The sequence below is a fragment of the Rhodococcus ruitaii genome (assembly GCF_055230935.1).
In genome coordinates this window covers 139046-165611 of sequence record NZ_JBUYWC010000001.1, presented here as the reverse complement: position 1 = coordinate 165611, position 26566 = coordinate 139046, and the positions used below count along the sequence as shown (strand labels likewise).

General features: G+C 66.6%; 22 protein-coding genes. 8 read left to right on the top strand and 14 right to left on the bottom strand.

Going from position 1 to position 26566, the window contains the following annotated elements; translation table 11 throughout:
- The first annotated feature begins 180 nt into the window (after window positions 1–180).
- Entirely contained in the window at window positions 181–1899 is a 1719-nt protein-coding gene (locus ACZI8W_RS00820; protein WP_463366579.1) for a peptide chain release factor 3, read from the top strand.
- Between the two features lie 105 nt (window positions 1900–2004).
- Entirely contained in the window at window positions 2005–2628 is a 624-nt protein-coding gene (locus tag ACZI8W_RS00815; RefSeq protein ID WP_463366578.1) for a hypothetical protein, read from the top strand.
- An 84-nt stretch (window positions 2629–2712) separates the two neighbouring features.
- Here the strand turns inward: ACZI8W_RS00815 and ACZI8W_RS00810 are convergent, their stop codons facing one another.
- Genes ACZI8W_RS00810 through ACZI8W_RS00800 form a run of 3 tightly spaced genes read right to left on the bottom strand, consistent with a single transcriptional unit; the run spans window position 2713 to window position 4768 of the window.
- Complete coding sequence (locus ACZI8W_RS00810; protein WP_463366577.1) at window positions 2713–3753, bottom strand: enoyl-CoA hydratase/isomerase family protein; 1041 nt, start codon at window positions 3751–3753, stop codon at window positions 2713–2715.
- Between the two features lie 56 nt (window positions 3754–3809).
- Window positions 3810–4244: a VOC family protein gene (locus ACZI8W_RS00805; RefSeq protein ID WP_463366576.1), complete on the bottom strand. Its 435-nt coding sequence runs from the start codon at window positions 4242–4244 to the stop codon at window positions 3810–3812.
- 38 nt (window positions 4245–4282) lie between these two features.
- Complete coding sequence (locus tag ACZI8W_RS00800; RefSeq protein WP_463366575.1) at window positions 4283–4768, bottom strand: nuclear transport factor 2 family protein; 486 nt, start codon at window positions 4766–4768, stop codon at window positions 4283–4285.
- Between the two features lie 205 nt (window positions 4769–4973).
- Here ACZI8W_RS00800 and ACZI8W_RS00795 point away from each other — a divergent pair, with 205 nt between their 5' ends.
- Window positions 4974–5885, top strand: a complete 912-nt coding sequence (locus ACZI8W_RS00795) for a universal stress protein (protein WP_463366574.1) — start codon at window positions 4974–4976, stop codon at window positions 5883–5885.
- Between the two features lie 108 nt (window positions 5886–5993).
- On the opposite strand, the gene ACZI8W_RS00790 is transcribed toward ACZI8W_RS00795, so the two are convergent.
- The 3 genes from ACZI8W_RS00790 to ACZI8W_RS00780 all read right to left on the bottom strand — a co-directional run bounded on the left by ACZI8W_RS00790 (window position 5994) and on the right by ACZI8W_RS00780 (window position 9291).
- Complete coding sequence (locus ACZI8W_RS00790; RefSeq protein ID WP_463366573.1) at window positions 5994–6428, bottom strand: DUF6069 family protein; 435 nt, start codon at window positions 6426–6428, stop codon at window positions 5994–5996.
- A gap of 95 nt (window positions 6429–6523) precedes the next feature.
- A complete protein-coding gene (locus ACZI8W_RS00785) occupies window positions 6524–8311 on the bottom strand; it encodes an ABC-F family ATP-binding cassette domain-containing protein (RefSeq protein WP_463366572.1) in 1788 nt (595 codons plus the stop codon).
- A gap of 53 nt (window positions 8312–8364) precedes the next feature.
- Window positions 8365–9291 (bottom strand): 4-(cytidine 5'-diphospho)-2-C-methyl-D-erythritol kinase, encoded by a 927-nt coding sequence (locus ACZI8W_RS00780; protein WP_463366571.1) that lies wholly within the window; start codon window positions 9289–9291, stop codon window positions 8365–8367.
- Between the two features lie 86 nt (window positions 9292–9377).
- On the opposite strand from ACZI8W_RS00780, the gene ACZI8W_RS00775 reads away from it, so the two are divergent.
- Entirely contained in the window at window positions 9378–10346 is a 969-nt protein-coding gene (locus ACZI8W_RS00775) for a helix-turn-helix transcriptional regulator (RefSeq protein WP_463366570.1), read from the top strand.
- 61 nt (window positions 10347–10407) lie between these two features.
- Here ACZI8W_RS00775 and ACZI8W_RS00770 read toward each other — a convergent pair whose 3' ends face one another.
- The 6 genes from ACZI8W_RS00770 to ACZI8W_RS00745 form a co-directional block, all read right to left on the bottom strand.
- Window positions 10408–10614: a cold-shock protein gene (locus ACZI8W_RS00770; protein WP_463366569.1), complete on the bottom strand. Its 207-nt coding sequence runs from the start codon at window positions 10612–10614 to the stop codon at window positions 10408–10410.
- Window positions 10615–10833: 219 nt separating this feature from the next.
- The gene (rsmA, locus tag ACZI8W_RS00765) at window positions 10834–11739 is read right to left on the bottom strand and encodes a 16S rRNA (adenine(1518)-N(6)/adenine(1519)-N(6))-dimethyltransferase RsmA (protein WP_463366568.1); all 906 of its coding nucleotides are present in this window, start codon (window positions 11737–11739) and stop codon (window positions 10834–10836) included.
- 39 nt (window positions 11740–11778) lie between these two features.
- The gene (locus tag ACZI8W_RS00760) at window positions 11779–12906 is read right to left on the bottom strand and encodes a resuscitation-promoting factor (RefSeq protein WP_463366567.1); all 1128 of its coding nucleotides are present in this window, start codon (window positions 12904–12906) and stop codon (window positions 11779–11781) included.
- A gap of 373 nt (window positions 12907–13279) precedes the next feature.
- Window positions 13280–13729, bottom strand: a complete 450-nt coding sequence (locus ACZI8W_RS00755; RefSeq protein WP_463366566.1) for a DoxX family protein — start codon at window positions 13727–13729, stop codon at window positions 13280–13282.
- Between the two features lie 110 nt (window positions 13730–13839).
- On the bottom strand, window positions 13840–14898 hold the full coding sequence (locus ACZI8W_RS00750) for a maleylacetate reductase (RefSeq protein ID WP_463366565.1): 1059 nt from the start codon (window positions 14896–14898) through the stop codon (window positions 13840–13842).
- 42 nt (window positions 14899–14940) lie between these two features.
- The gene (locus ACZI8W_RS00745) at window positions 14941–15771 is read right to left on the bottom strand and encodes a TatD family hydrolase (RefSeq protein ID WP_463366564.1); all 831 of its coding nucleotides are present in this window, start codon (window positions 15769–15771) and stop codon (window positions 14941–14943) included.
- Window positions 15772–15793: 22 nt separating this feature from the next.
- Here ACZI8W_RS00745 and metG point away from each other — a divergent pair, with 22 nt between their 5' ends.
- From metG to ACZI8W_RS00725, 4 genes are all read left to right on the top strand, one after another.
- A complete protein-coding gene (gene metG / locus ACZI8W_RS00740) occupies window positions 15794–17374 on the top strand; it encodes a methionine--tRNA ligase (RefSeq protein ID WP_463366563.1) in 1581 nt (526 codons plus the stop codon).
- Between the two features lie 55 nt (window positions 17375–17429).
- Window positions 17430–18575, top strand: coding sequence for a DUF2786 domain-containing protein (locus tag ACZI8W_RS00735; RefSeq protein WP_463366562.1), 1146 nt, complete (start codon window positions 17430–17432; stop codon window positions 18573–18575).
- Between the two features lie 103 nt (window positions 18576–18678).
- Window positions 18679–19827, top strand: coding sequence for an NAD(P)/FAD-dependent oxidoreductase (locus tag ACZI8W_RS00730; protein ID WP_463366561.1), 1149 nt, complete (start codon window positions 18679–18681; stop codon window positions 19825–19827).
- Window positions 19824–20723 carry an RNA polymerase sigma-70 factor gene (locus ACZI8W_RS00725; protein WP_463366560.1) on the top strand — a complete coding sequence of 300 codons (900 nt, stop codon included), beginning with the start codon at window positions 19824–19826 and terminating at the stop codon, window positions 20721–20723. The genes ACZI8W_RS00730 and ACZI8W_RS00725 overlap by 4 nt, the downstream gene beginning before the upstream one ends.
- Before the next feature lie 92 nt (window positions 20724–20815).
- Here the strand turns inward: ACZI8W_RS00725 and ACZI8W_RS00720 are convergent, their stop codons facing one another.
- Window positions 20816–24817: an NACHT and WD repeat domain-containing protein gene (locus ACZI8W_RS00720; RefSeq protein WP_463366559.1), complete on the bottom strand. Its 4002-nt coding sequence runs from the start codon at window positions 24815–24817 to the stop codon at window positions 20816–20818.
- Between the two features lie 310 nt (window positions 24818–25127).
- Window positions 25128–26525: an alanine/glycine:cation symporter family protein gene (locus ACZI8W_RS00715; RefSeq protein WP_463366558.1), complete on the bottom strand. Its 1398-nt coding sequence runs from the start codon at window positions 26523–26525 to the stop codon at window positions 25128–25130.
- Window positions 26526–26566 lie beyond the last annotated feature (41 nt).

The following is a 26566-nucleotide window of genomic DNA, read 5'->3' as shown; positions in this document are numbered from 1 at the left end:
CGGAGCCACCCCGTGGCGAAATCCCGGCCCCACGAATCAGGGTGACGTCGAATCGGGTAGCCGGGGACCCACTCCCGGGAAACGTGATCGAATCTCAGGGAAAACGACACCGAATCGCCGAGTAACATGGACGAGTTGCCTGCGATAGTCCCCGACAGAAGTTTCGAGAGGTTTCCCGCGTTGAGTACCCCGCCCGCCTCCGCCAGCGAATCCACCAACGCCGCGAAGCCCGCTTCGGCGCACGAGTCGAAGCCCGCTTCGGCGCACGAAGTCCGTTCCGAGGCACTACGTCGACGCACGTTCGCCGTCATCTCCCATCCGGATGCCGGTAAGTCCACTCTCACCGAGGCCCTCGCATTGCATGCGAAGGTCATCTCGGAGGCGGGCGCCGTGCACGGCAAGGCCGGCCGCAAGTCCACGGTGTCCGACTGGATGGAGATGGAGAAGGCCCGAGGCATCTCCGTCAGCTCCACCGCACTGCAGTTCAACTACGCATCGTCCGAGGCCCCGATCTCGGAGGACGGTGCTGACACCATCAACGTCATCAACCTCGTCGACACTCCCGGCCACTCCGACTTCTCCGAAGACACCTACCGGGTGCTCACCGCGGTCGACGCGGCCGTGATGCTCATCGACGCCGCCAAAGGCCTCGAGCCGCAGACGTTGAAGCTGTTCCAGGTGTGCCGTCACCGCGGGATTCCGGTGATCACGGTGATCAACAAGTGGGACCGCCCCGGTCAGACACCGCTCGAACTGCTCGACGAGATCAACGAACGGATCGGGCTCACCCCGACGCCGTTGTTCTGGCCGGTCGGTATCGCAGGCGACTTCCGCGGTCTCCTGCGGCGCGGTTCCGACGACAAGGCCGGCGAAGCGATCGAATACATCAAGTTCACTCGCACCGCCGGCGGCGCGAAGATCGCTCCCGAGGAGATCCTGACTCCCGAGCGTGCGCTCGAGCGCGAGGGCGACACCTGGATGGAGGCCGCCGAGGAATCGGAGCTGCTGTCGGCGAGCGGGCAGGATCACGACCAGGAGATGTTCCTGGCGGGTCAGACGTCGCCGGTGATCTTCGCATCCGCCATGCTCAACTTCGGTGTCCGCCAGATCCTCGACACCCTCGTCGCGCTTGCCCCGCCGCCGCGGGCACGTACGTCCATCGACGACACGCCCCGCGAGGTCGATGACCCGTTCTCTGCGGTGGTGTTCAAGGTGCAGGCGGGCATGGACACCGCCCACCGCGACCGCCTCGCGTTCATGCGGGTCGTCTCGGGCGTATTCGAACGCGGCATGGTCGTGACCCACGCCCAGACCGGCAAGCCGTTCGCGACGAAATACGCACTCACCGTCTTCGGACGCGAACGCACCACCGTCGAGAACGCCTATCCGGGCGATGTGGTCGGGCTGGTCAACGCCACTGCGCTGGCTCCCGGCCACACTCTGTTCGTCGACAAGAAGGTGGAGTTCCCGCCCATCCCGTCGTTCGCGCCCGAGCACTTCGCGATCCTCCGCGCCGAGAGCGCGTCGAAGTACAAGCAGTTCCGCAAGGCCGTCGACCAGCTCGATTCCGAGGGCGTCGTGCAAATCCTCCGCAACGACGTCCGCGGTGATGCGTCGCCCGTGATGGCGGCGGTCGGTCCCATGCAGTTCGAGGTGGTAGCGGCGCGGATGAAGGCCGAATACAACGTCGAACCGAAGATCGAGCCCCTGGGGTACGCGCTCGCACGCCGCACCGATACGAAGTCGACCGTCGAACTCAACCGTCAACGCGGCGTCGAGGTATTCGAGCGATCCGACGGTGTGTTGCTCGCCCTCGTGAGCGACAAGTGGCGACTGCAGTACATCCAGAAGGAACTTCCGGATCTCACCCTCGAGCCCTTGGTCGCCGCGACGGACTGATCCGCCAACGGTGGATACCGGACATACGGGGTGACGCAGACACCCTCCTGCTGGTAATTTGCTGCCGTCGAGCACGCACGCTCGGGTGATCTCAGGAGCTTTTCAATGAACGACGACGATGCATCGTCCGTGCCGTCGGGAGAACTGCCGAAGAGCGGGGCGACCGAGACCAGCGCCACCGGGGCCGGCCAGTCTCGGCTCGGGGGGCGACCGAAGGGACCGAAGCGGTCGGGTACCTTCGTCTACCCGCTGCCGAGCGCGCCGCTCCCGAGCAGCACACCCATGACCGTGCTCACCGGGGGCGATACGCCTGGTGTGCACGCGATCGACCGCAACCCGGCCGGCGGGGTGGGCGCCGGAACCACGAACGAAGGGACGTCCTCGGTGACGAGCACCAGCACCAACGGCAGCACGAGCAGCACGAACGGCTCGGCCGCCGACACTTCCAGCGCAGTGAGCCCGGTCGGCACGGCATCGACGTCCGGCGCACCCGCGCGGCGCAACTCGATGGGTGTCGCATCGGTCCGGATCGCTGCGCGCCTGGCCCAGGGCGAACTCGGTTCGCGGTCGTCCCTCGGCATCGATCCCACCACCGACAACGACGAACTGCTACAACTTCTCGGTGAGTACCTCGTGGCCGGCGGCCTCGAGAAGCCCGAAATCCACGCGACCCTCGGTGGTCAGCCGATCGTCGTCGATCTGCAATCGCCGCATCGATACGCCCGCTGATGCCGTAGGGATCAATTGCCGTAACGATCAGTCGCGGCCGTTACGATCAGTCGCGGCCGTTACGATCAGTCGCGGCCGTTACGATCAGTCACCGAACAGCGCGGCGATGGTTACCGGATCGATCTCTTCGATCACCGACGGTGACCATCGCGGCGCGCGGTCCTTGTCGACCAGCACTGCGCGCACACCTTCGACGAAGTCGGGCATCGCACTGATTCGCACGGCCACCTCGAGTTCACGAGCCAGGCACTCGTCGAGGGTGCTCTCGGCGCCCCGGCGCAGCAGTTCGACGGTGGCACGAACACTGGTCGGCGACGCGGTGCGCAGCGCCGAGCGAGTTCGTTCGGCCCATTCGGGATCGACACCGGTGTCGATGGCCGTGAGACGGCCGAGGAAGTCGTCGACGGTTCCGTCGCCGAAGACTGTCTCGATGTCGGCAAAGCGCTGTTCCAATTCGGATTCGGGTGCAGGTGCGACGAATTCGTCGAGGGCCTCCTGCCAGTGCCCCGCGCGGATGCGGTCGGCGAGATCACCGACGCGCACGCTGGGCACGAAATGGGTGGCCAGCCCCACCGCGAGTGCGTCGCCCGCTCCGATACGGCCTCCCGTTACACCCAGATACATTCCGACGGCGTCGCAGCGCACGGCGGTGCCGCGCAGCCTGGGAAGGAAGTGGCTCGATCCGACGTCGGGGATGAAACCGAGTGCCGTCTCGGGCATCGCGAACGACGCTCTCTCCGTGACGACCCGCACCGCGCCGTGCACCGAAATACCGAGCCCGCCGCCCATGGTGACGCCGTCGACAATCGCGAGGTACGGCTTCGGATAGGTGGCCACGAGTTCATCGAGGCGGTACTCGGCCGCGAAGAACTCACGCACGGCGTCGAAGTCGCCCGACAAGACCGCATCGCGGGCGGGCTTGACGTCGCCGCCGGCACAGAAGGCACGCGCTGAACTACTCGTGACCAGCACCGCCCTGACGGCAGGGTCGGTGCGCCAGTGCAGCAACGCATCGTGCATGTCTCGGATCATGGACGGGTCCAGCGCATTGAGTGCTTCGGGCCGGTCGAGTTGCACCTCGCCGAGACCATTGGCGACACGCGTGCGGATGAACGACTCTTTCACGGGCCGGAGCCTACCGGTCGCGTGCGATTCGAGCGCGGTGCGCAGGGCTTGGCCGGTCAGGGTTCGCCGGTCGCGGGATCGCCGGTGAGCGGACCGACGAGCATCCACCGATGCCCGAACGGGTCGATCAATGTGGCGTTTCGGTGACCGTGATTCTCCGAGATCCACCGTTCGACCGTTCCTCCGGCCGCGCGGGCAAGGTCGAGGACGGTGTCGGTGTCGGTGACCGGAAGCATCAGACTCACAGACGACGCCCCTCCGACCGGTGCGGTCAGGCCCATCTCCGGGAACTCCTCCGCGAGGTAGACCATGCCGGTGGGGAACCCCAGTTCAGCGTGGCCGAGCCTGCCGTCGTCCATGAAGATCGGCTCGCCCTGTAATACTGCGCCGAACGCGCTTGCATACCAGTTGATTGCGTCGCGGCCGTGCCTCACCGTGAGATACGGGATCGCACCGGCCGGGGGGAACACCGTGTCGTCGGGGGTCGCCATGCACATCTCTCCTTTCGGACGTCTCACTCTTGTGCGGTTCAGGACGCGCGCGGAGACTGCTGGAGCTGCGTCCATCGACTGCTGCTCAGCCGGAACGAGGGCATGTCGGCAAGGGATACGACCGTCTCCCAGTTGCGTTCGTATCCGGTGTGCGCGATCCGCCAGGCACCGTCGTCGCAGCGGACGTACCGATCGTGGTAGTACGCCGACCCCCGCAGGATCATGCCGTCCTCCGGAACGATGACGGTATCTGCGAGCAGCCAGGTGCCCGTCGCTTTGCGACCGTCCGCGTCAATCCGGATTTCGGGGTGACTGCAGTGATGTTCTGTGACCATGTGGAGGCCGAGCGTATTCTCGAGGAAGTTGATGAAGACGTCGCGGGATTCGAAACTGAGATGTTCGCCGTATACCGCTGTGGCCTCAGGCACCAGGGTGTCGGCGAGCTCGTCCCAGTCCTTCGTATCGAGAGTTCTCGCGTAGCGATACTTGACCTGCGCGATTTGTTCCGTCGCCTCCAGATCCATCGCCGATCTCCCATCACCGTGTACCTTCTGCAAGGCTATCCCGGATCACGGCCGGACGATGTCCGAATGACAGACTCGCCGGTCAGCTCTATTACAGTTCGATTACGCTCTGGCTCTTGCGTTTCGGATCGGACACCGTCCCAGCGCGGAGGATCGGGGGCCGAAGTCCACTGCGCGCGACCGGACACACGATAGCCTCGAGTTCGTGAAGCCTCATGGTGCAGTGCCGCAGGACCACGACCACATCACGGTCGGAGCAGACGGATCGTCCGCATCCGACCACGCCGTGCGGTGGGCCGCGGCTACGGCTGCAGGACGCAGGCTGACGCTACACATCGTCCACGCCGTGGACTTCGGCCCCACAGCGTGGACCGACATGCCGTTCTTCCGGCCCGCCGAGATCTTCGAATGGGCAGAGGAGAAAGCCCGTGTCGTCCTGTCGGACGCCGAGAAGATCGCGCGCTCCACCGCGCCGGACCTCGAGATCACCACTGCGACGTCGATGACGGGTGGCTCCGCTTGGCTGGTGGAACTCTCCCTTCGCGCGCGGATCCTGGTGCTCGGCGCCTCGGGCCACGGCAGGGTCGGCGAGGCCGTGCTCGGCTCGACGCCCAGCGCCGTCACCTCTCACGCCGGTTGCCCCGTCGTGGTCGTCCGTGGAACCGAACCGGTCGCAACACCCGACGTGCGTCCCGTCGTCGTCGGCGCCGACGGCAGCCCCCTGAGTGAGGCCGCCGTGGCCTGTGCGTTCGAGGAGGCGTCGTGGCGCGGCGTCGACCTGGTGGCGGTGCACGTCTGGAGTGATATGAAGGTCGGAAGTTTCGAGTCGCTTCCTCCCTCACTCGACCCGCAGTCGCTCGAAGAGAACGAGCACGCAATATTGGCCGAGCAGCTGGCCGGGTACCGCGAGCGCTATCCCGACGTCACCGCCGTCCGTAAGCTCTACATCGATGGGCCCCGTTCCCGCTTGCAGGACTGGAGCGAACAGGCGCAGCTTCTGGTTGTGGGCAGTCGGGGTCGTGGCGGGTTCACCGGATTGCTCCTCGGTTCCACCAGCAACGCACTCCTGCGGCAAGCCCAGTGCCCGGTCATGGTGGTACGCCCCCGTCAGTCCTGACCGCCGTCGCCCCGGTCACGGGACGCGGCCAGAGCCTGGTTCCAGGTGTGACCGCGTCCCGTCCCGAGCCCGCGCCCCCTGACTCGGCGCCGGGGCTTCGCATACCCTCTAGCGATCGCGCATCTTCTCGAGCCCGAGCACGGCCACCACCGCGATGACGACGTGCATCAGCACCAGCGTCGTCATGCTCGGGCCGTCGAAGTCCGCACTGACCGTTCCTGCGATCGTCGCGAGCGGCAGGAGCGCGCCGACCACCTGGGCGATTCGGACGATCGGATTCCACCACAGGCTCAGCAGCGCCGCGACGGCGAGCCCGACCGCGAGTGGGACGACGGTCATGAGCACCACGTCACCGGGCGCGGCGCTCACGATCGTCCCGGCGTCGGTGTGCTCGAACGATCCACCTGCCAGCAGACCCACCAACCAGAGCACGAGGTTGGCGATCAGCGCGACGAGGACCGAGGCGACAACGATCGTGGGACGCCCGTAGTCGCGTGACCACACGGATGTCGATGAAACAGAAGATGTTCGGGTGACAGACATGTTGCTCTCCTCTTGGCGTGTTCCAACTGGCTGCACCCAGCCTGCAACCTCGAGCAGACTCGAGGTCAAGAGGAAAGATCATGGATTCAGCCCCGCTAGTCCAGCGTGTCGGCAAGCTCCATCCACTGCTCCTCGGCGGCTTCCTTGTCCGCAACCACCTGACGCAGCTCGGCGTCGAGCTTCTGGAGTCGCTCGGGATCGGTTGCCGCGCCGGCGAGTTGCACGTGCAGCTTCGATTCGCGCTCGTCGCACTTGGCAATCGCCCGCTCGAGACGTGAGAGTTCCTTACGCGCAGCGCGCTCTGCGGCGCCGTCCCGCTTCGGTGCCGGCGCTTCGGCGCCCTTCGACACCTGAGACGCCACCGACGGCACCCCGCCGTCGCCCATCGCGGCACGTCGTCGCAGGTACTCCTCGATACCACCGGGCAGGTTTGTGAGCTTGCCGTCGCCGAACAACGCCCACGTCGAATCGCAGATGCGCTCGATCAGGTACCGATCGTGACTGATGACCACGAGTGTTCCGGCGAAACTGTCGAGCAGGTCCTCGAGCTGTTGCAAGGTGTCGATATCGAGGTCGTTGGTGGGCTCGTCGAGCAGCAGCACGTTCGGCTCGGCCATGAGCACCCGCGTCAACTGCAGGCGCCGACGTTCGCCACCGGAAAGATCGCCGACGGGTGTGCGCTGGCGAGCAGGAGTGAACCCGAGTCGCTCCGCCAATTGACCTGCCGATACTTCCTTGTCGCCCAGCATGATTCGCTCGGCGACCTCCTTGACCGCGTCGAGCACCCGCATGTCGGTGGGCAGGTCGTCGAGTTCCTGTCGCAGCCAGCCGATCTCGACCGTCTTCCCCTCGACACGCCGACCTGATGCCGGTTCGCGCTCACCCGCGAGTGTGCGCAGCAATGTCGTCTTCCCGGATCCGTTGACCCCGACCAGACCGATCCGTTCCCCCGGTCCGAGCCGCCACGTCAGATCGTGGACGAGCTCGCGGCCGTCCGGGGTGGTCAAGGAAGCATCCTCGAGTTCGACGACGACGCGCCCCAGCCTCCGCTTCGCGAACGACGCGAGTGCCACCGAATCGCGCGGCGGCGGGACGTTGGCGATCAGCGCTTCCGCGGCCTCGATACGGTACTTGGGCTTGGACGTGCGCGCGGGAGCACCGCGCCGCAGCCACGCCAATTCCTTGCGCGCCAAGTTCCGTCGACGCTCCTCCATGGCGTCGGCCTGGCGGGCACGCTCGGCCCGCGCGAAGATCCAGTCGTTGTAGCCGCCTTCGTACGACTCGATCTTGCCGCCGACGACCTCCCACGTGCGAGTCGCAACGGTGTCGAGAAACCACCGGTCGTGGGTCACTACGACGAGCGCGCTGCGCCGCGAGAGCAGATGCTCGGCCAGCCACTGCACGCCCTCGACATCGAGGTGGTTGGTGGGCTCGTCGAGCACGAGTACGTCGAGCTCTTGCACCAGCGCCGCCGCCAGCGCGACACGTCGTCGTTCGCCGCCGGACAGGCCGTCGACGACGGCGTCGAGGCCGAGTTTGTCGATACCGATTCCGGCGAGCACCGAGCGGATCCGCGCATCACCCGCCCACTCGTGTTCGGCGACACCGAGCGGGCCGAGCACCACGTCACCGACCGTCGAGCCCTCGGGGAGCACACCTCGCTGCGTCACCACCGCCAGCCGCAGACCGCCGACCCGGCTGACGCGACCGGAGTCCGGTTCCTCGAGGCCGGCGAGCACCTCGAGCATCGTGGTCTTGCCGCCGCCGTTGAGGCCGACCACGCCGATGCGCTCGCCCTCGTCCACGCCGAGAGACACGGCGTCGAGTAATGGCTTGATACCGAAGGATTTCGAGACCTGTTCGAGGTTGATCAGATTCGCCACGTGGTGCAGAGCCTTCCGGAGTTGTGTATCGGTGTATCGGGAACGGACGAGGGTCAGGACCGAGTTGGATCGACAACGCGCGCCCCCGGTACCGGGCCCGACGCGATGCGCACGGTGCGGCACACCCCGGCGCCTGAGAGCTCGGCACTGACCTCGACGGCGGCGCGTTGATCGTCGACGAGGAACGCGCAGGTCGGCCCGGAACCGGAGACGATACCGGCGAGGGCTCCCGCTTCGACCCCTGCCCGCAGGGTTCGGCGCAGCGCCGGGTTGAGCGACAGCGCGGCCGCCTGCAGATCGTTGCCGAGCAACGGAGCGAGTGCGCGGGGATCGCCGGCGCCGAGCGCGTGCAGCAATCCATCTGCTTCACCCACTCGCTGGGGGTCGCCGTTCGCACGCAATCGGTCGAGTTCGCGGAACACAACGGGGGTCGACAGGCCGTCCTTCGCAATCGCGAGCACCCAGTGGAAGGGGCCACGCGACAGCACGGGCACGAGTTGCTCGCCGCGTCCGGTTCCGAGTGCGGTGTTGCCGTGCAGGCAGAAATTCACGTCGCTGCCGAGCTCGGCGGCGATCTCGTCGAGGTCCGCTCGACTGGCCCCGAGCCCCCACAGCGAGTCGAGGGCGACGAGAGTCGCGGCCGCATCGGCGCTGCCGCCGGCCATGCCACCCGCCACGGGGATGCCCTTGTCGATGGTGATCTCGACCTCCGGGGCGCGTCCGGCGCGTTCGGCGACCATCTCTGCGGCGCGCCAGACGAGGTTCGACGAGTCGGTGGGGACCGACGCCGCGTCGGGGCCACGGACCTCGACACCGAGGGCGGCGGCGGGGGCGACGGTCACGTCGTCGTGCAGCGACAGCGCTTGGAACACGGTGCGCAGGTCGTGGTAGCCGTCGGAGCGTAGGTCTCCGACCGCGAGGTGCAGGTTGACCTTGGACGGAGCCCGCACGGTGACGGAGGCGGGAACGACGGAAAGCACGAATACACAGCTTACTCGTGCTGCGGATACCACCACGACCTCAATCGAGGACAGAAGTTGTCCGTTATCCGTGGCAGAGTCTGATCATGCGCGAAACCTCGGCCCGCCTCCTGCGCCTTCTGTCGCTCCTGCAGACGCGACGGGAATGGTCCGGCGCCGAACTCGCCGAGCGCCTGCAGATCACCACCCGCACCGTACGTCGCGATGTCGACAAGCTCCGCGACCTCGGATACCCCGTCGACGCGAACGTCGGGGTCGGAGGCGGGTACCGGCTCGGTGCCGGCGCCGAGATGCCGCCTCTACTGCTCGACGACGACGAAGTCATGGCCGTCGCGCTCGCGTTGCGCGCGGGCACCGGTGACGCGGTCACCGGCATAGTCGACGCCGAGACGCGCGCGCTCGCGAAACTACGGCAGGTCATGCCGTCACGGCTGCAGCACCGACTCGAAGCTCTGAGGGTCGATGTCGTGGACAATGGTCCGATCGCCTCCGCCGTCGATGCGGAACTGCTCGCCGCTGTCACGACGGTGTGCCACAACCACGAGCGGCTGCGCTTCGACTACCGCACCCATGACGGCACGGCGTCGCGGCGGGAAGTGGAACCGTATCGGGTGGTGCGCGCAGGATTGCGCTGGTACCTCGTCGCGTGGGACCTCACCCGCGACGATTGGCGCTCGTTCCGCGTGGATCGCATGGAACCGAAGATTCCCACCGGACCGCGGTTCGCTCCGCGAGAGCTTCCGCCGGGAGGTGCTGCCGAATTCGTCTCGCGCGGCATCTCGCGCGGCGCGGCACCGGTGACCGCGAGGGTGCTGTTGCACGCACCGTTCGAGGCGATCACCCCGATGGTCGACGACAGGTGGGGAAGTCTCGAACAGATCGACGCCGACACCTGCGCGATCGTGCTCGGCGGACGGTCACTCGACGGGATCGCCGAATGGCTCGTCGCCTTCGATGTGGACTTCACCGTGCTCGAGCCCGCCGGCCTACGCGACGCATGCCGGGCACAGAGCAATCGGCTCCGGCTCCTCGCCGACAGGTACTCGCGCGCCTGACGTGAAACGGCAGGGCCGGCACCCGAAACGAGTGCCGGCCCTGCCGTTGAGAAGCCGGGTGTCAGCCGATGACGCTGACGCCGGTGGCCTGCGGGCCCTTCTGGCCCTGGCCGATCTCGAAGCTCACGCGCTGGTTCTCCTCGAGGGTACGGAAGCCGCGGCCCTGGATCTCGGAGAAGTGCACGAAGACGTCAGCCGAACCGTCGGACGGCGCGATGAAGCCGAAGCCCTTTTCGCCGTTGAACCACTTCACAGTACCTTCAGCCATTGCTGTTCCTTCACTTGCAGGCAGGACGCACGATGCCGTCCTGTCTCGTCGGAAGCCGGTATCGGCTTCCGGGTCTGTCACTCGACGGCTGGGACGATTCCGTGGTGGTATCGCATCCGCTCGCAACTAGAAATGTGCGAGGGCTATCCACAAACACACTACCTAACGACCAGATGCAAGTAGACCACACATCACTCGACGGCGCCAACGCACGGTGACTCAGCCCTCATTTCCGACCGACGCGAGCCGGACGAATGCGGGCGCGTCGAGCCGTTCCCCTCGCGCTCCGGGCTCGATACCTGCTGCGACCAGGCGCCGTTCGGCCTCCACGGGGGATCCCGCCCACGTGCTCAACGCGGCACGCAACGTCTTGCGTCGCTGAGCGAACGCTGCGTCCACCACGGCGAACACGGCCTTCCGATGAGCTGGATCCGTGGGCCACGGCGAGTTTTCGTAACGGTCGATCCGCACGAGACCCGACTCGACCTGCGGCACAGGCCAGAACACCGAACGCCCCACCGAACCGGCGCGACGCACGGTACCGAAGTACCGGGCCTTCACACTCGGCACCCCGTAAACTTTGCTACCCGGTTGCGCCGCAAGCCGATCGGCCACCTCCAGCTGCACCATCACCAGCGCGGTGCGCAGCGAGGGGACTTCGGCGAACAGGTGCAGCAACACCGGGACCGCCACGTTGTAGGGAAGATTCGCGACGAGCGCGGTCGGTGGCGACGGAAGGTCGGCGACCGACACCTTCATCGCATCCATCGGCACGACGTCGAGGCGATCCGCGAGCCGTGGGGCGCGCGCAGCGACAGTTTCGGGCAGACGCTCGGCCAGCCGGGGGTCGATCTCCACCGCGACCACACGGTCGACGACGTCGAGCAGGGCCAGGGTCAATGACCCCAGCCCCGGCCCGACCTCGAGCACCACGTCATCGGGGCCCACTCCTGCGGCCGACACGATGCGCCGCACCGTGTTGGCGTCGTGCACGAAGTTCTGACCGAGTTGCTTGGTCGGACGCACCCCGAACTCCTCCGCAAGGGTCCGTACCTCTGCGGGTCCGAGCAACGCGGCGAGGCCGCGCGGAGAGGCCGGGGTGGCGTCTGAATCGTCTGCTTGCACGAGGCGAACCTAGCGCACCGGAATCGGCGGCACGCCGTCCTAGCGCAGACCGAGCTTGCTGGTGCAGGAAGGCCATGCGCCCCAGCCTTGCGCGGCCTGAACCTTCTCGGCGACCGCGATCTGCTGTTCACGGGTGGCCATGTCGGCGCGCGGCGCGTACTCGGTGCCACCGAATCCGGCCCAGGTCTGTTGCGTGAACTGCAGGCCGCCGTAGAAGCCGTTGCCCGTGTTGATGGCCCAGTTTCCGGTGGCCTCGCACTGCGCGATGGAATCCCAGGTGGATGCTCGGCTGGAGGCGGGAACGGCCGGCTTGGGCATGGTGCCCACACGGAGGGTCGCGGGCTGCGGTTCGGTCAGCACGGTCGATGCCGTCTCGGTGCGACCGACCTCGACACCGTTGACGGTGTGGACGTCGAAGGTGACGGAACGCTCACCGGGTGCGCCCGGGCTGTCGAGGACCGTCTCGCCTTCGGTCATGTTCGGGTCGTCGACCCGGTTCTGCGGCGCCTCGATCGGCAGGGTCTCGGTCCGGCTCTCGATGCGATCGCGAGTGACGACGATCTCCATTCCCTCGTCGAGCGCGGCGTCGGCCGGGATGTTCACGCTGTCGGACTGTTCGAGCGCAACGTTGTGCACCTTCAGGAACTCGCCCACGGTCGGGGCCGCGATACGTACCGGCGCGGCGGGTGCACCATTGTCGGCGAACTGCACGGTCTTGGGGCTGACGACTTCGAGTTCGGTGCCGTCGAGCGGCAGGCGGTGGGAACGCGAGGCCGAGACGTAGACGTCGTCGCCCAGCTCGAATTGCGCGAGGGCTTCATCGACGGTGAGCGCGGTGGTCCACACGGTGCGCTCGCCGCCGTCGACGGTGAGTGTGACCTCGCGGGCCTGACGCAGCACGATGGTGTCGCCGTCGGATACCGCAGAATCGACTCCGGGGGCGACGACGTCGTGTTCCTCGACCTCGTAGCCGGCAGCGGCGAGAATGTCGCCGACATTCGAGCTCATCGTGCCGAAGGCGCGCTGCTCGCCGTCGATGTCCAGCGTGACGTCCTTGTGCTTGACGAGTGCGGTGATTCCGCCGGCCGCAAGGGTTACGAACAATGCCGCAACGACCGCGAAGAACACCGGCGATTTGATTCGGTTGATCTTGGTGAAGGGTGACACAACAATTCCAGACAGACGGCGACTTGGATCACGGCACGGTAACGAAAGCAAATTGATATGGCAACTTCACGCGTTCTACCTGGAATTATGCTGATAACTATTCGGTTATGAATCGTCATTTTCGATAACAACTCAGGCTGCTACAACAGGGCGATTTCCGCCCTGTTCACACGATGTGTGACCCGAGTTACACTCACGCCCGGATATTGATGAATTTCCTATTGTCAGCTCCCCATACTGTCGATCTTCCGGCTCCGGACGAACCCGGCAGCAAACAGAGAACGAAAAAGGGCGTATCGCAGGTGACCGTGAGTCACCTGCGATACGCCCTTCGGCTGCGGTCGGCAGTCGCCGCCGCAACCATCGGGATCGGCTACGCAGCGGTGCGAGCCGGAGCCGCCTGCGCGAGGAAGGGGAGCTTCGGCGCAAGGAATCGGTCGACGCTGAACCGTCCGGCACCCACTGCGGCAAGGAGCAGCGCCCCGAGGCCGAGCGCGGCGACGAGTTCGAAGCCACCGTCGCCCACGTAGACACCGTTCTCGAGGTGGGTGATGAAGAACGCTCCCGTCATGACCAGGAACAGCAGGACACCGAACACTGGCGTGAGGACGCCGAGGATCAGTGCGATCCCACCGAGAGTTTCGATCCAGGTCGCGGCGAACGCACTCACGGACGGCGCCGGCACCCCCATGCCCTCGAACGCGGTAGCAGTACCGGACTGCCCCCACACGGTGAGCTTCTGCAGACCATGGGTCAAGAAGATGATGCCGAGGCCGAGGCGTGCGATCAGGATGCCGATGTCGCGGACGAGTGGAGCGTTCACGGAGATGACCTTTCGGTTGCGAGGCCGAAGGCCCCTTCTAGTTGACAACGCAATCAAAAGTATCAGGACGATGGTTGTATGTTCAACCTAATCGGAGGGTGTAGTCGGAGTCACTCCGGTCTCGACCCCGCGAACGCCTCCCCGAGCAACCGGCGCACCCCCACGAACGTCACCTCCCTCGGATTCGGATACTCCTTCTCCGTCGCCTTCTGTGCGGCACCGTCGAGATCGGTCTCCCGCATACCGAGATCCGCAAGACTCGTCGGCCCTCCCGCCGAGACAATGAGGTCGTAGACGCCGGCAGGTGCCGAGTCCACGGCGAGCGCGTCGGCGATCCGCGCCATCACCCCCGGGACCGACGGTGCGTTGTATGCCATGACGTGCGGCAACATCACCGTGTGCGTCGCGGCGTGCGGAAGATCGAACGACCCGCCGAGCACATGACACAGCTTGTGATGCAAAGCCATCCCCACCGACCCGAGACACACCCCCGACAACCACGCGGCGAGCAACAGATCGGAGCGGCCCTCGAGGTCCGCACCGTCCACACCGAGCGCGGGAAGACCCCGGCCGATCGAGGCGATCGCCTGCAACCCGAGGACGTCGACGAGGGGATTGGCATGCTCTGCGTACAACGCCTCCACCGCGTGCGCCATCGCATTGACGGCGCTGGTGACGGCCATCGGCACCGGCAGCCCGGCACTGAACTCCACGTCGTAGATCACCGTCTCCGGCAGGATGTCCGGCGACGACCGCGTCGTCTTCACCCCGTGAGCGGTCTCGCCGATCGTGGGCGTGACCTCCGAACCGGCGTAGGTGGTCGGCAGGATCACCTGATCGATCCCGGTTCGCACTGCCAACGCCTTTGCCAGTCCGGTCGTCGATCCACCACCGACGGCGACGACCACGTCCGCCTCATGTTCGGTGACGTACTTCAGAACCCGCTCGGTCACGGCGACGGGCGTGTGCATCACCGCACCGTCGAACCGTGCCACCTGCAGCGGCCCGAGCGCACGTTCGACGAGATCCGCCTGCGGACGCACATGCTCGCCACCGAGCAGTAACGCGCGCGATCTACCGAGTCGGCGCACCTCGTCGCCGACCGTCGACGCGGTGCCCGTGCCGAAGATCACCCGAGCCGGGTGTGCCGTGTAGACGAAGTTGTGCATGCGTCCACGGTCTCACGCCCGAGGGACCGACACGGGGCCTGTTCACGAAAGTCCGTACACCCGTTCGGCATTCGCGGTGGTTGCCGCGGCGAGTTCGCCCGGGTCGTCGCCGCGCACCTCGGCGAGAGCACGCACCGTGTAGGGCAGACAGTACGACTCGTTGGGTGCGCCGCGGAACGGATGCGGGGTGAGAAACGGCGCGTCGGTCTCGACGAGCACCTGCTCGCGCGGCACGAGGGGCGCGGCCTCACGCAATGCCTTGGCGTTCTTGAAACTGACGGTGCCCGAGAAACTGAGGTGGTAGCCGGAAGCGACGCAGGCCTGCGCCATCTCGGGACCCGAGGAGAAGCAGTGGAAGATCACGGTCTCGGGCGCGCCCTCGTCGTGCAGCACCCGCAACAGATCGTCGTCGGCCTCGCGGTTGTGGATCATCAGCGGCTTACCGAGGCGCTTCGCGAGATCGATGTGCCAGCGGAAACCTTCCTCCTGCTCGGCCGGTTCGGCGCAACCGTCGAGTGTGCCCGGCCAGTACAGATCAAGACCGGTCTCACCCACCGCGACACAACGCGGGTCGGCGGCGAGCCGCTCGATCTCGGCGCGTGTCGCGTCGTCGAGGCTGTTCGCGCGCGTCGGGTGGATCGCTACTGCCGCGAACACCCGCGGATCCCAATGCGCGGCCCGCACCGCGAACTGGGCCGCGTCCAGGTCGTCGGCGACGGTGACCACGCGGCCGACGCCCACCGCTGCAGCCCGGTCCACGATCGCGGCGGTGGTGACGGCATCGGTCGCACCGCACGCATCGAGGTGGGTGTGGGCGTCGACGAGCGGCGTCAGCGGTTCTGGAGCTTCGGGGGCAGGACGGCTTTTGCTCACGCCCTATAAAGTAGTTGCCACCATGACTGTCGCCGATCCCACCCACCCGCCGTTCGCCGATTCCGGCCGCCCGCCGTTCTACGTGACCACCGCGATCGCGTACCCGAACGGCACCCCTCACATCGGGCATGCCTACGAGTACATCTCCACCGACGCTCTCGCGCGGTTCAAGCGCCTCGACGGCTACGACGTCCGGTTCCTCACCGGTACCGACGAACACGGCTTGAAGATGCAACAGACAGCCGCCAAGGAGGGCATCTCCGTCACCGAGCTGGCGCGCCGCAACTCCGACGTGTTCGAGGCACTCGACAAGTCTCTCAACGTCTCGTACGACCGGTTCATCCGCACCACCGACGATGACCACCTCGAGGCCAGCAAGGCGATCTGGCAGCGCATGGTCGACAACGGCGACATCTACCTCGACACCTACGCGGGCTGGTACTCGGTCCGCGACGAGGCGTTCTACACCGAGGCCGAGACCACCCTGCAGGACGACGGGACTCGCCTGTCCACCGACACGGGTACGCCCGTCGAGTGGACCGAGGAGTCGACGTACTTCTTCCGCTTGTCGGCCTACCAGGACAAGCTCCTGAAGCTCTACGACGAGCACCCCGAATTCATCGCCCCCGCGACACGGCGCAACGAGATCGTCAGCTTCGTGGCAGGCGGACTCAAGGACCTGTCGATCTCCCGCACCACCTTCGATTGGGGTGTGCCCGTCCCCGGTCAGCCCGATCACGTGATGTACGTGTGGGTCGACGCCCTGACGAACTACCTCACCGGCGTCGGGTTCCCCGACACTCAATCGGAGTCGTATACGCGGTACTGGCCGGCGGATCTGCACATCATCGGCAAGGACATCACCCGGTTCCACACCGTGTACTGGCCGGCGTTCCTCATCTCGGCCGGTCTCGAACTGCCCAAGCGGGTGTTCGTGCACGGCTTCCTGTTCAACAAGGGCGAGAAGATGTCGAAGTCGGTCGGCAACGTCGTCGACCCGATCGAGATGGTCGAGAAGTACGGCCTCGATCCTCTCCGATTCTTCCTGCTCCGCGAGATCTCCTACGGCCAGGACGGCAGCTACAGCCACGAGGCCATCGTGACCCGCATCAATGCTGATCTGGCCAACGACCTGGGCAACCTCGCACAACGGTCGCTGACGATGGTCGCGAAGAACCTCGACGGGCAGGTCCCGACGCCGGATGAGTTCACAGCCGATGACGAGGCGATGCTCGCACAGGCCCACGCCCTGCTCGAGAAGGTCCGCACCGAATTCGAAGAACAGCAGATCCACCTCGGGCTCGAAGCGATCTGGCATGTGCTCGGTGAGACCAACCGGTATTTCTCGGCGCAGGAGCCGTGGGTGCTGCGCAAGTCGGATCCTGCCCGGATGGCCACGGTGTTGTACGTGACGCTCGAGGTCGTGCGTGTCGTGGGCATCCTGGTTCAGCCGGTGATGCCCGATGCCGGCACCAAGATCCTCGGCCTGCTCGGTCAGGGGCCGGAGGCCCGGCAGTTCTCCGACATCGCGACCCGGCTCGTGCCGGGTACCGCGCTTCCGGCGCCGTCACCCGTGTTCCCGCGTTTCGTCGACGAGGAATAGTCGCGCACCACAGCGAGGATCGGAACTTGTCGGTGGCTTCCGCCACACTCGCCCCATGCCGAGCAATGGAACATACATTCGAACCGATGAGGTACGCGCAGAGATCCTCCTCGACGAACTGAACGGCGCCTACGAACGCGGGTGGCAGCCCGCCGACGTACTCCACATGGCCGCCCACTCGGGCGACCCCACCGACGTCCCCCTCGCCGCCGCCTCCGTGCTGTTCGATGCCCACCGCACCCGAGCGGCCCACCGCGCACCCACTGAATGGCTGCACCAGGTCCGCACCATCAGCGACCGCCACCCCGCGATTGCCCGCATCATCGGAGTCGAGCACACATTCGAAGTCGGCCTGTTCCGCGTGCTCCCGCACGTGTCGCGGTTCCAGGTCGGCGGGCTCGCCTACACATGGAAGTACCTGCCCCGGTTCACCCACCTCACGACACCTCCGTCGCAGTGGCCCCACATGCGCACCGCGCCGGACGGCACCGCCCCCGCCACCCCGGATCCGCGTGTGCTCGAACGTATCCGCGGATTGCTCTCGAAGGCCGAATCCACCGAATTCCCCGACGAGGCAGAGGCGTTCACCGCCAAAGCCCAGGAGCTCATGACCCGGTACGCGGTGGGCGCCGCGGTGCTGGGTTGCGCCGCGGCGGCCACCGATCCCGTGCGGGGCCGACGCATCCATCTCCAGCGCCCCTACGCAAAAGAGAAAGTACTGTTGCTCACCGCGATCGGCGACGCGAACCGGGTCCGCACCGTGTGGTTCACCCGCGTGCAGATCGCGACCATCGTGGGTACCGTCGTGGATCTCGAGCAGGTCGAAATGCTGTTCACGTCACTGCTCGTCCAGAGCACACGCGCCATGAACACCGCCGGTACCGCGGGCCGCCGCGGCGGCGGCGCCACGTCGTTCCGTCGCGCCTTCCTCACCGGATTCGCGAACCGCATCGGCGAACGACTCCGTGAAGTGGGGGCCCACGCCACCGCCGAGGCTGCCGCCGACGCACGGGTCCCGATGACCGATCTCGCACCCATCCTCGCGCGACGCTCCGAGGCGGTCGACGCGGAGTTCCGTCGCCTGTTCCCCACCACGCGCTCGTCGGGCGGTCGCGGTGTCGACTCCGTCGGTTTCCACGCCGGCCGCGACGCCGCCGAGATCGCGTCACTTGCGCCAGGACAGTCACCATTGGGGCACTGAGCGTCGTCAGCCGAGATCTCCCTTTCACTCGATGTCACATTCTCGGTCCGCGCGGTGTCCCCTCACCGACACATCCGATACGACTGCATTTGGGGCGAGAACCATGAACAACACCCGATTTCACGTAGTGGTCGTCGGCGCCGGGTACGCCGGGGTCATGGCGACGAACCGGCTGCTCTCCGAACATCCCGAGGTCGCGGCGACCGTGGTGAATCCGCGATCGGTGTTCGTCGAACGAACCCGGCTGCACCAGCATGCCGCCGCGACCGGGTCGGCAACCCATGCCCTACCCGACCTCCTCCATCCCCGCGCCGAACTGCGCGTCGACACCGCCGAACGGATCGACGACGGTGCAGTACTTCTCGGCAACGGATCGGCCCTGACCTGCGACGCCGTGGTGTACGCGGTCGGGAGCGGACCAGCCCGGGTCGACCTTCCCGGTGGCGATCGGGCGTATTCGGTGTCCGACCTCGAATCCGCGTCGGCGTTGCACACGGCGATCGAGTCGTTGCCCGGCGGAGCCACGGTCACGGTCGTCGGCGCCGGATTCACCGGTATCGAAGCGGTCACCGAGTTGGCCGCCGCGCACCAGGACCACCGCTACGTTCTCGTCGGCGACCCGGGTCCGGATCTGCCCGACACCACCCGCCGGTATCTGCGGCGTACCCTGACCGGATTCGGCATCGAGATCCGCACGGGGGTGGCCGTCACCGAGATCACCGACAGCAGTGTCCGATTCGACGACGGCACCGAGCAGCGCTCCGATCTCACGGTGTGGGCGGGAGGATTCGCGGTACCCGAACTCGCACGCCGAAGCGGGCTCGACGTCGACGACTCCGGTCGTCTGCAGGTCGACGCCACACTGCGTTCGACGAACCGCAGCAACGTGATCGGCGTGGGCGATGCCGTCACCATCACAGACCGGCCCTACATCCGGATGAGCTGCCAGGCAGCGATTCCGCTCGGCGTGCACGGCGCCGGAACCGTGTGGGATGTATTGCAGGGTCGTGCCCCGGAGTCGCTGTCGCTCGGGTTCGTCGCTCAATGCATCTCGCTGGGCCGCGGCCGGGCCGCGCTGCAGTTCACCGACTCCGCCGACACACCGCGCCGGGCAGCGGTGCGAGGACGGCTTGCTGCGCCCGCCAAGGAGGGCATCCTGCGTGGCACCATCTGGTTCATGCAACGTCAAGCCCGCGGCCACACCCCGTTCGTCCCGGCAGGTCCCGCACCGGCGGAGGTGGTCGCGCAGTGAACCCCGACGACCCGTCGCCGGCCCAGGTGTTCACCGAACACCGCGGCCTGATGTTCTCGATCGCGTACGAGATCACCGGCAGCGTCGCCGACAGCGAAGACGTCCTCCAGGACAGCTACCTGAGGTTCGCGAAGGTCGAACCCGGCACCATCGAGGATCCGCGCGCATACGCGGCGCAGGTCGTCACACGGCAGGCACTCAATGCGCTGCGTTCCGCGCAGCGGCGGCGCGAGGAATACGTCGGACCGTGGCTGCCCGAACCGCTTCTCACCGCGACGGACGAGCTCGGCGCCGATCCGTCCGCACGAGTCGAACTCGCCGAATCGGTATCGATGGCAATGCTGCTCGTGCTCGAGACATTGAGTCCGCTCGAGCGGGCGGTGTTCGTGATGCGCGAGGTCTTCGGGTTCGACTACGCGTACATCGCCGACGCCGTCGACCGCACCCCGGCCGCCGTCCGGCAGGTCGCCCACCGTGCCCGCGACCACGTGCAGGAGCGTCGGCGGCGGTTCACCCCGGCAAACGACGAAACCGATCGCGTGGTCGGTGAGTTCTTCGCGGCCGCGATGACCGGCGATCTCGACGGATTGCTCCGGTTGCTCGCCCCCGACGCCGTATACATCGCCGATGGCGGAGGCAAGGTCGCCGCAGCCAAGGTACCGGTCCACGGTGCGCAGAAGGTGGCGCACCTGTTCGCCGGACTCGCACGTGTGGGGCTTCCGGACATGACGATCGACACCGCGATCGTCAACACGGCACCCGCCGTAATCGTGTACTCGCGTGGCCTGATCGACCTCGTCCTGCTCTTCGAGATCGTGGACGGCCTGATCACCGGCGTGTATGCGGTGCGCAATCCCGACAAACTGACCCGATTCGGTGCATCGTCCCCGTCATGACAGGACGGCGTGCTGCGGAGGAAACGACTCGGACACAGAAGACACGGAGACTCCCGCGCAGATGCTCGACGCCACGCCGCGCATCCTGCTTCTCAGCACACCTCGTCGCTCGGAATCGGCAGCCCGAACTGCGGTAGGAATTCCCTGAGCTGCCCCGAGGTCGAGGAACAGATCCGCTCGACGACCACGTCGGGGTCCAGACTCCAGGTGCGCAGCACACCATCACCACCTGCAGCGATCACCGCACCGCTCGGATGGAACATCACCTGCCATCGCCCCACACCGGTGTCGGTGATCGGTCCCCCCACCGCGTGCATACCGTCAGGGTCCGACACCTCCCACAACCGGACCGTTCCGTCATCGCTACCACTGACGACGCGCCCGCCGTCCGGCGACACCGACACCGAGTACACCGTGCCGGTGTGACCACGCAGCGTCGTGGCGCGAGCGGTGAAATCGCCCGCGTCGTCGCGATCCCACACCACGACCTGATGATCGTCACCACCGGTGACGAGGACCGAACTGTCGGGAGCGAACCCCAGACCGTTCACGCCCGCGGTGTGTCCCTCGGTGACCGTCACAGGGCGGGGAGCCGACCGGTCCGTGATGTCCCAGGCGTAGATCTCGCCGTCGGCGCTGGTCGCGACGAGGCTGCGCCCGTCGGGACTGATCGCGGCGTGCCGCACCAGGTTGGTCGGTCCGCGGAGTGGTTCACCCCACGGCGTCGGCGCACTCGGATCGGACAGATCCCACATTTGCACCGAATGATCGTCGTTGCCCGTGACCAGCGTTGTGCCCTCCGGACCGAACGCGAGCGCCGAGGTGAATCGGGTGGCGAGAGCAAGGGGTTCGCCCAGCCGCCGCGGCGCCGCGGGCTCGGCGACATTCCACAGCTCGACGCTTCCCCCCGACGTTGCCGCCGCCGCCAGCAACTCACCGGACGGTGACAGTGCGCTCACGTAGCCGCCGCCCAGTGGACGGGGGAGCTCCACTCGGCCGACCCGAGACCACCCGCCGTCGTCGACGTGCCACAGCCGGACGACCGAGTCGTAGCTTCCGGTGGCGACGATGTCGCCGGTCCGGTCGGTCACCGGCAGTGTCAGAGTCGCTTGAGAGACGAACACGCGGCGATGCGGCATGGTCCAGATACGCAGGTTCGCATCCTGGCCTCCGGTGATGATCGTGTCTCCGGTGGGTGTGGCCGTCAGCGCTGGCACACCCCCGCCGTGTCCCGTGAGCGCGGGCGTGAGCTCGTCGATCCGCCGGGCTTCTTTGTCCACCGACCACAGCTTCGCGGTGCCGTCCCACGACGCGCTGGCAAGGGTGCGGCCGTCCGGCAGGAAGGACACACTCCACACGCCACCGGTGTGAGCCCGCACCGGTGTACCCAACTGCTCGGGTGCTCTCGGGTCGGTGGTGTCGAACAACCACAGCACACCGTCGTCGCTGCTCACGGCCAGGAGGGTGCCGTCAGCGTTGAACCCGACAGAATGCGCAACATCACCGAACCCGGTCAGCGGCGTCCCCAACGGGACCGGCGCCGAACGGTCGGACAAGTCCCACAATCGCACCGTGCGATCATCGCTGGCCGTGGCCAGCACCGATCCGTCGGTGCGGAACGAGACAGTCCGTACACCGCCCGAGTGTCCATGTATCCGAGTCTCGGGAAACCGTCCGGTCGCAGGTGCCGAAGTGTCGAGGAGCACGACCGAGCCGTCGTCGTAGGGCACCGCCAGTGTCCGCCCGTCCGGGCTGTATCGGACGTTGTGCACAGCGCCCGACCCCAGAACGCGATGGTCCAGAACCGGTCGCGGTGACCCGCGGTCGGACATGTCCCAGATCCACACGCCCCCGTCGCCACCGCCGGCAGCGAGATAGCGTCCGTCCGGGCTGAACGACACCGACGCCATGTAGCTCGGCGACGACACCAACGGATCACCGAGCAACGAGGTGTCCCCCGCCAACGACCACAACCGCACGGTGCCGTCGTCACTGGCCGAGGCCAACGTCGCGCCGTCTGGCGAGACCGCAACTCCGTAGATGGGCCCGGTATGCCCCACCAGGACACGAGCAAGCGGCACACCTTGCGTGGCAAGGAGCCGCGAGTAGGCTACCTCGGCGTCCCCTTCGAGGGAGGTCGCGGCCAGCGCGAGGTGCGCCGACATTGTCGGGTTGTCGGAGCGGGTCGAATCCGACAGCGCCACGACCTGCTGGAACTGCGCGGCTCGTCGTTCTTCGTCGGCCTGGTTCTTTCCGACCCAAGCCAGACCACCCATCACGAGCGCGATCACCGTCAGCAGGACCAGGCCCGCGAGCGCTCCGCCGCGGCGACGTCGCTGCCAATCGATCTGACGGCGGGACGCCCGGAGGAATTCGAGAGCGGCCGGACTGACCGCAGCGATGAACCGTTCCCGTGCCGCCCCACCGCCGAACGACGCGCCCTGTTCGGAGAGCAGGTCCATCCGGCTGCGCTGATAGAGCATGCCCCTGTTGCGGTCGCTCTCGATCCAGTTCGCAGCGTCGGCCTCGATCTGCTGGCGGGATGCAGCAAACTGCCGATCCTCCTGGATCCACGACCTCAGGCGCGGCCACGCCACGATCACCGCGTCGTGAATGAGTTCGACGGTCCCCTCGTGGGCGACGAGGACGCGCGCCGACACGAAATGATCCACTACTCTCGCCGTGGCCGCGCGGTCCTCCCCACCCACCGCGAGTAGCGCGGAGAGTGTGCGGGCCATCTTCACATCCGTGCCGGTGTTCGTCACGTAGACGAGCTGGACCATCAATCTTCGCACGATCTCCCGATCGTGTTCGTCGAGACTCACCCAGGCCCGTTCGGCGCCGGCCGCAATCGAACCACGCACACCGCCGGTCGCGCGATAGCCGGCCACTGTGAGCGCACTCCCGGTGCGTTTGTCCCACATCGTGTCGAGCAGATGCGACAACAGCGGCAGTTCGGTGCCTGTGATGTCCCCCGGCGCCAGCACACCCAGGTCGTGGAGGATCAGGTCGACGAGCCCCGATTCGAGTCGTACACCGAGCAACTTGGCCGGCGCAGAGATGACCTCGACGAGATCGTCCCGACCCAAAGGCTGGACGGCCTTGCTTCGGCGTTCCAGCGCGCGGGCGAGCACCGGATACGTCACTGCCTGCTCGTAGAAATCGGAACGCATCGTCGCCACGACATGCGCGGGTGCATCGGTGTCACCGACGTGCTCGGACGCATCGGTGTCGCCGACTGTCGACATGTGTTCGAGCAGCGTGAGGAAGAGGGCGCGGCTCTCGTGGTCGTCGCACTGGGTGAACAGATCCTCGAGCTGGTCGACCACGACCAGCAGCGTCGATGCCGATGCCTTCTGCGCTTCGGTGGCCATCGCCTCGTGCACTGCTGCCCGATCTGGCGCCCCATCGCCGGATGCACCTTCGAGTCCGGCGAGAGTCGGCAATGCCTCTACGAGACGACCGACGGGGTCCGCCCCCGGAGTGAACACGACGGGAGCGCAGTCGCCGCCACCGCACATCAACGGGATCACACCGGCCTGAACGAGTGACGACTTCCCGACACCGGACGCGCCGGTCACGATCACCGGGCCTCGACCGTGCGCCGCGACAACGGTGTCGGCCAGCACGCGCATGCTGTGGGCCCGGCCGAAGAACATCCGCGCGTCGTCGGCACGATACGCCGACAGCCCCTTGTAGGGGCGCGTGTCCACGATCACTGGGGAGGACCTGTCCATCGACCGGGCACCACCGGTCTCGCCACGCGCGGCCTTCCACCACGTCTCCCACTGCTTGAGGGAATAGAGGCCGGGCGACGGGGGCTCGTCGGTGAGTTCGCGGGCGGAGCGGATCAACATGACGAGTACCGGATGGATCGACTCGAAGCTCGCCGGCACGCGCTTACCGCTACGCCAGTCGCTGATCCGCTGCACCGAGACGCTGCGGTCGCTTCCGACCGCACGGGAGATCGATGACGCGCCCGACACGACCTTCTTCAGCGCGGGACGACCCGCAGCCGCGAACAGTACGCGGAGTTGGTCGGCGAAGAAGCGCCGATGGTCTGCGTCCCGCGTCGAGTCCTCGTCCTCCCTCACGTTCCGCGCCCTTCCGATCTGCCTTCCGCGGGAGGATCCACCTCCGAAAATCCGCTGCGGAAAAATTCCTCACCGTGTCCGAACTGGGATGATATCGGTTCAGAGCGATTGCGTATTGGTAATGCGTTGCCAACCGACGGAAAGATGATCACCACGCAAGGGCACCTTGCACCAGGGGCGAGCGCTCCGCACCGAGTGGAACTGATCGAGGGGTAGTTCCATTCGGCGCGGCGGGCGCCCTGAATCGGGAGAGCGACGGCCGGACGATCATCGATCGTCCGGCCGTCGCGTTTCCTCGGCTACGTTCCCGCTACGCGGTGTCGGTCTCCCGAGCCGGCGGTTCCCCCAGCAGGTATGGGTCGCGGTCGAGGTACGCCTTCGTTTCCCGCGCGATCATTCCGGAAAGGATGACCAGGCCGATGAGGTTCGGCAGCGCCATCAGACCGTTCATCACGTCGGAGAAGTTCCACACCACCTCGAGTTCGGTGGTCGCGCCGATGAACACAACGATCACGAAGATCGCGCGATAGGGCACCACACCACCGCGCCCGACCAGACGTTCGACGCAGCGCTCACCGTAGTACGACCATCCGAGGATCGTCGAGAACGCGAAGAACACGACAGAGATCGCGACGATCCAGCTGCCCCACTCACCGCCCAGTCCGTCCGCGAATGCTGTGGACGTCATCGCGGCGCCCTGCTCACCCGATGTCCACGCGCCAGTCGTGATGATGACCATGCCGGTGAAGGTCACCACGATGATCGTGTCGATGAATGTCTGGGTCATCGACACGAGACCCTGACGCACCGGGTGCGTCGTCCGGGCCGCTGCGGCCGCGATCGCGGCGCTGCCCATGCCCGACTCGTTGGAGAAGATGCCACGCGCAACGCCGTAGCGCATCGCAGCCATGAACACCGATCCGATGAATCCGCCGGTCGCAGCGGTCCCGGTGAATGCATCGGTGAACACCAGGCCCAGGGCCGCGGGAATCTCGCCGACATTGACGGCGAGCACGAGAATGCCCGCCCCGACGTACAGGATGATCATGGCGGGCACGAACCCTGCGGTGACCCTGCCGATCGACTTGATTCCGCCGAGGAGCACCGCGGCGGCGAGCACCGTCATGACCGCGCCGCTCACCCATGTCGGCACCCCGAACGTGCCGTCCATCTGCGTCGCGACGGTGTTGGCCTGGGTCATGTTGCCGATTCCGAAGCTCGCGAGCACCGCGAAACCCGCGAACATCAGACTCAGCACCAGCCCGAAGTTGTTGGGGATCGCGCGGGCCAGATAGTACTGCGGCCCGCCGCTCATTTCGCCTTTCGCGTCTGTCTTGCGGTACTTGACTCCGAGGAACGCCTCCGAGTACTTGCTCGCCATGCCGACGAGACCTGTCACCCACATCCAGAACAACGCACCGGGGCCACCGAGGTAGATGGCCGTCGCGACACCGGCAATGTTGCCGACACCCACCGTGGCCGCCAACGCGGTGGTCAATGCCTGATACTGCGAGATGTCGCCTTCGGCGGCACCGGGGTCGTTACGAGTGACCAGCCCCAGTCGTAACGCGGGCCCGAGCTTGCGGAACTGCACTCCACCGAGCCGGATGGTCAGGAGCAGGCCCGTGCCGAGCAACAGCGGTATCAGCAGGAACGGACCCCACACCACCCCCGCCACCTCGACCAGGAAATCGTTGACAGCGTCCATACACTTCTCCTGCTCGTCGACCGATGGCTGGCTCCGATGAA

Excerpts from the sequence above, each read along its gene's own strand:
- ACZI8W_RS00815 (WP_463366578.1), top strand. The coding sequence starts at position 2,005 with ATGAACGACGACGATGCATCGTCCGTGCCGTCGGGAGAACTGCCGAAG.
- ACZI8W_RS00805 (WP_463366576.1), bottom strand. The coding sequence starts at position 4,244 with ATGGCGACCCCCGACGACACGGTGTTCCCCCCGGCCGGTGCGATCCCG.
- ACZI8W_RS00800 (WP_463366575.1), bottom strand. The coding sequence starts at position 4,768 with ATGGATCTGGAGGCGACGGAACAAATCGCGCAGGTCAAGTATCGCTAC.
- ACZI8W_RS00790 (WP_463366573.1), bottom strand. The coding sequence starts at position 6,428 with ATGTCTGTCACCCGAACATCTTCTGTTTCATCGACATCCGTGTGGTCA.
- ACZI8W_RS00775 (WP_463366570.1), top strand. The coding sequence starts at position 9,378 with ATGCGCGAAACCTCGGCCCGCCTCCTGCGCCTTCTGTCGCTCCTGCAG.
- ACZI8W_RS00770 (WP_463366569.1), bottom strand. The coding sequence starts at position 10,614 with ATGGCTGAAGGTACTGTGAAGTGGTTCAACGGCGAAAAGGGCTTCGGC.
- ACZI8W_RS00750 (WP_463366565.1), bottom strand. The coding sequence starts at position 14,898 with ATGCACAACTTCGTCTACACGGCACACCCGGCTCGGGTGATCTTCGGC.
- metG (WP_463366563.1), top strand. The coding sequence starts at position 15,794 with ATGACTGTCGCCGATCCCACCCACCCGCCGTTCGCCGATTCCGGCCGC.
- ACZI8W_RS00735 (WP_463366562.1), top strand. The coding sequence starts at position 17,430 with ATGCCGAGCAATGGAACATACATTCGAACCGATGAGGTACGCGCAGAG.
- ACZI8W_RS00730 (WP_463366561.1), top strand. The coding sequence starts at position 18,679 with ATGAACAACACCCGATTTCACGTAGTGGTCGTCGGCGCCGGGTACGCC.
- ACZI8W_RS00715 (WP_463366558.1), bottom strand. The coding sequence starts at position 26,525 with ATGGACGCTGTCAACGATTTCCTGGTCGAGGTGGCGGGGGTGGTGTGG.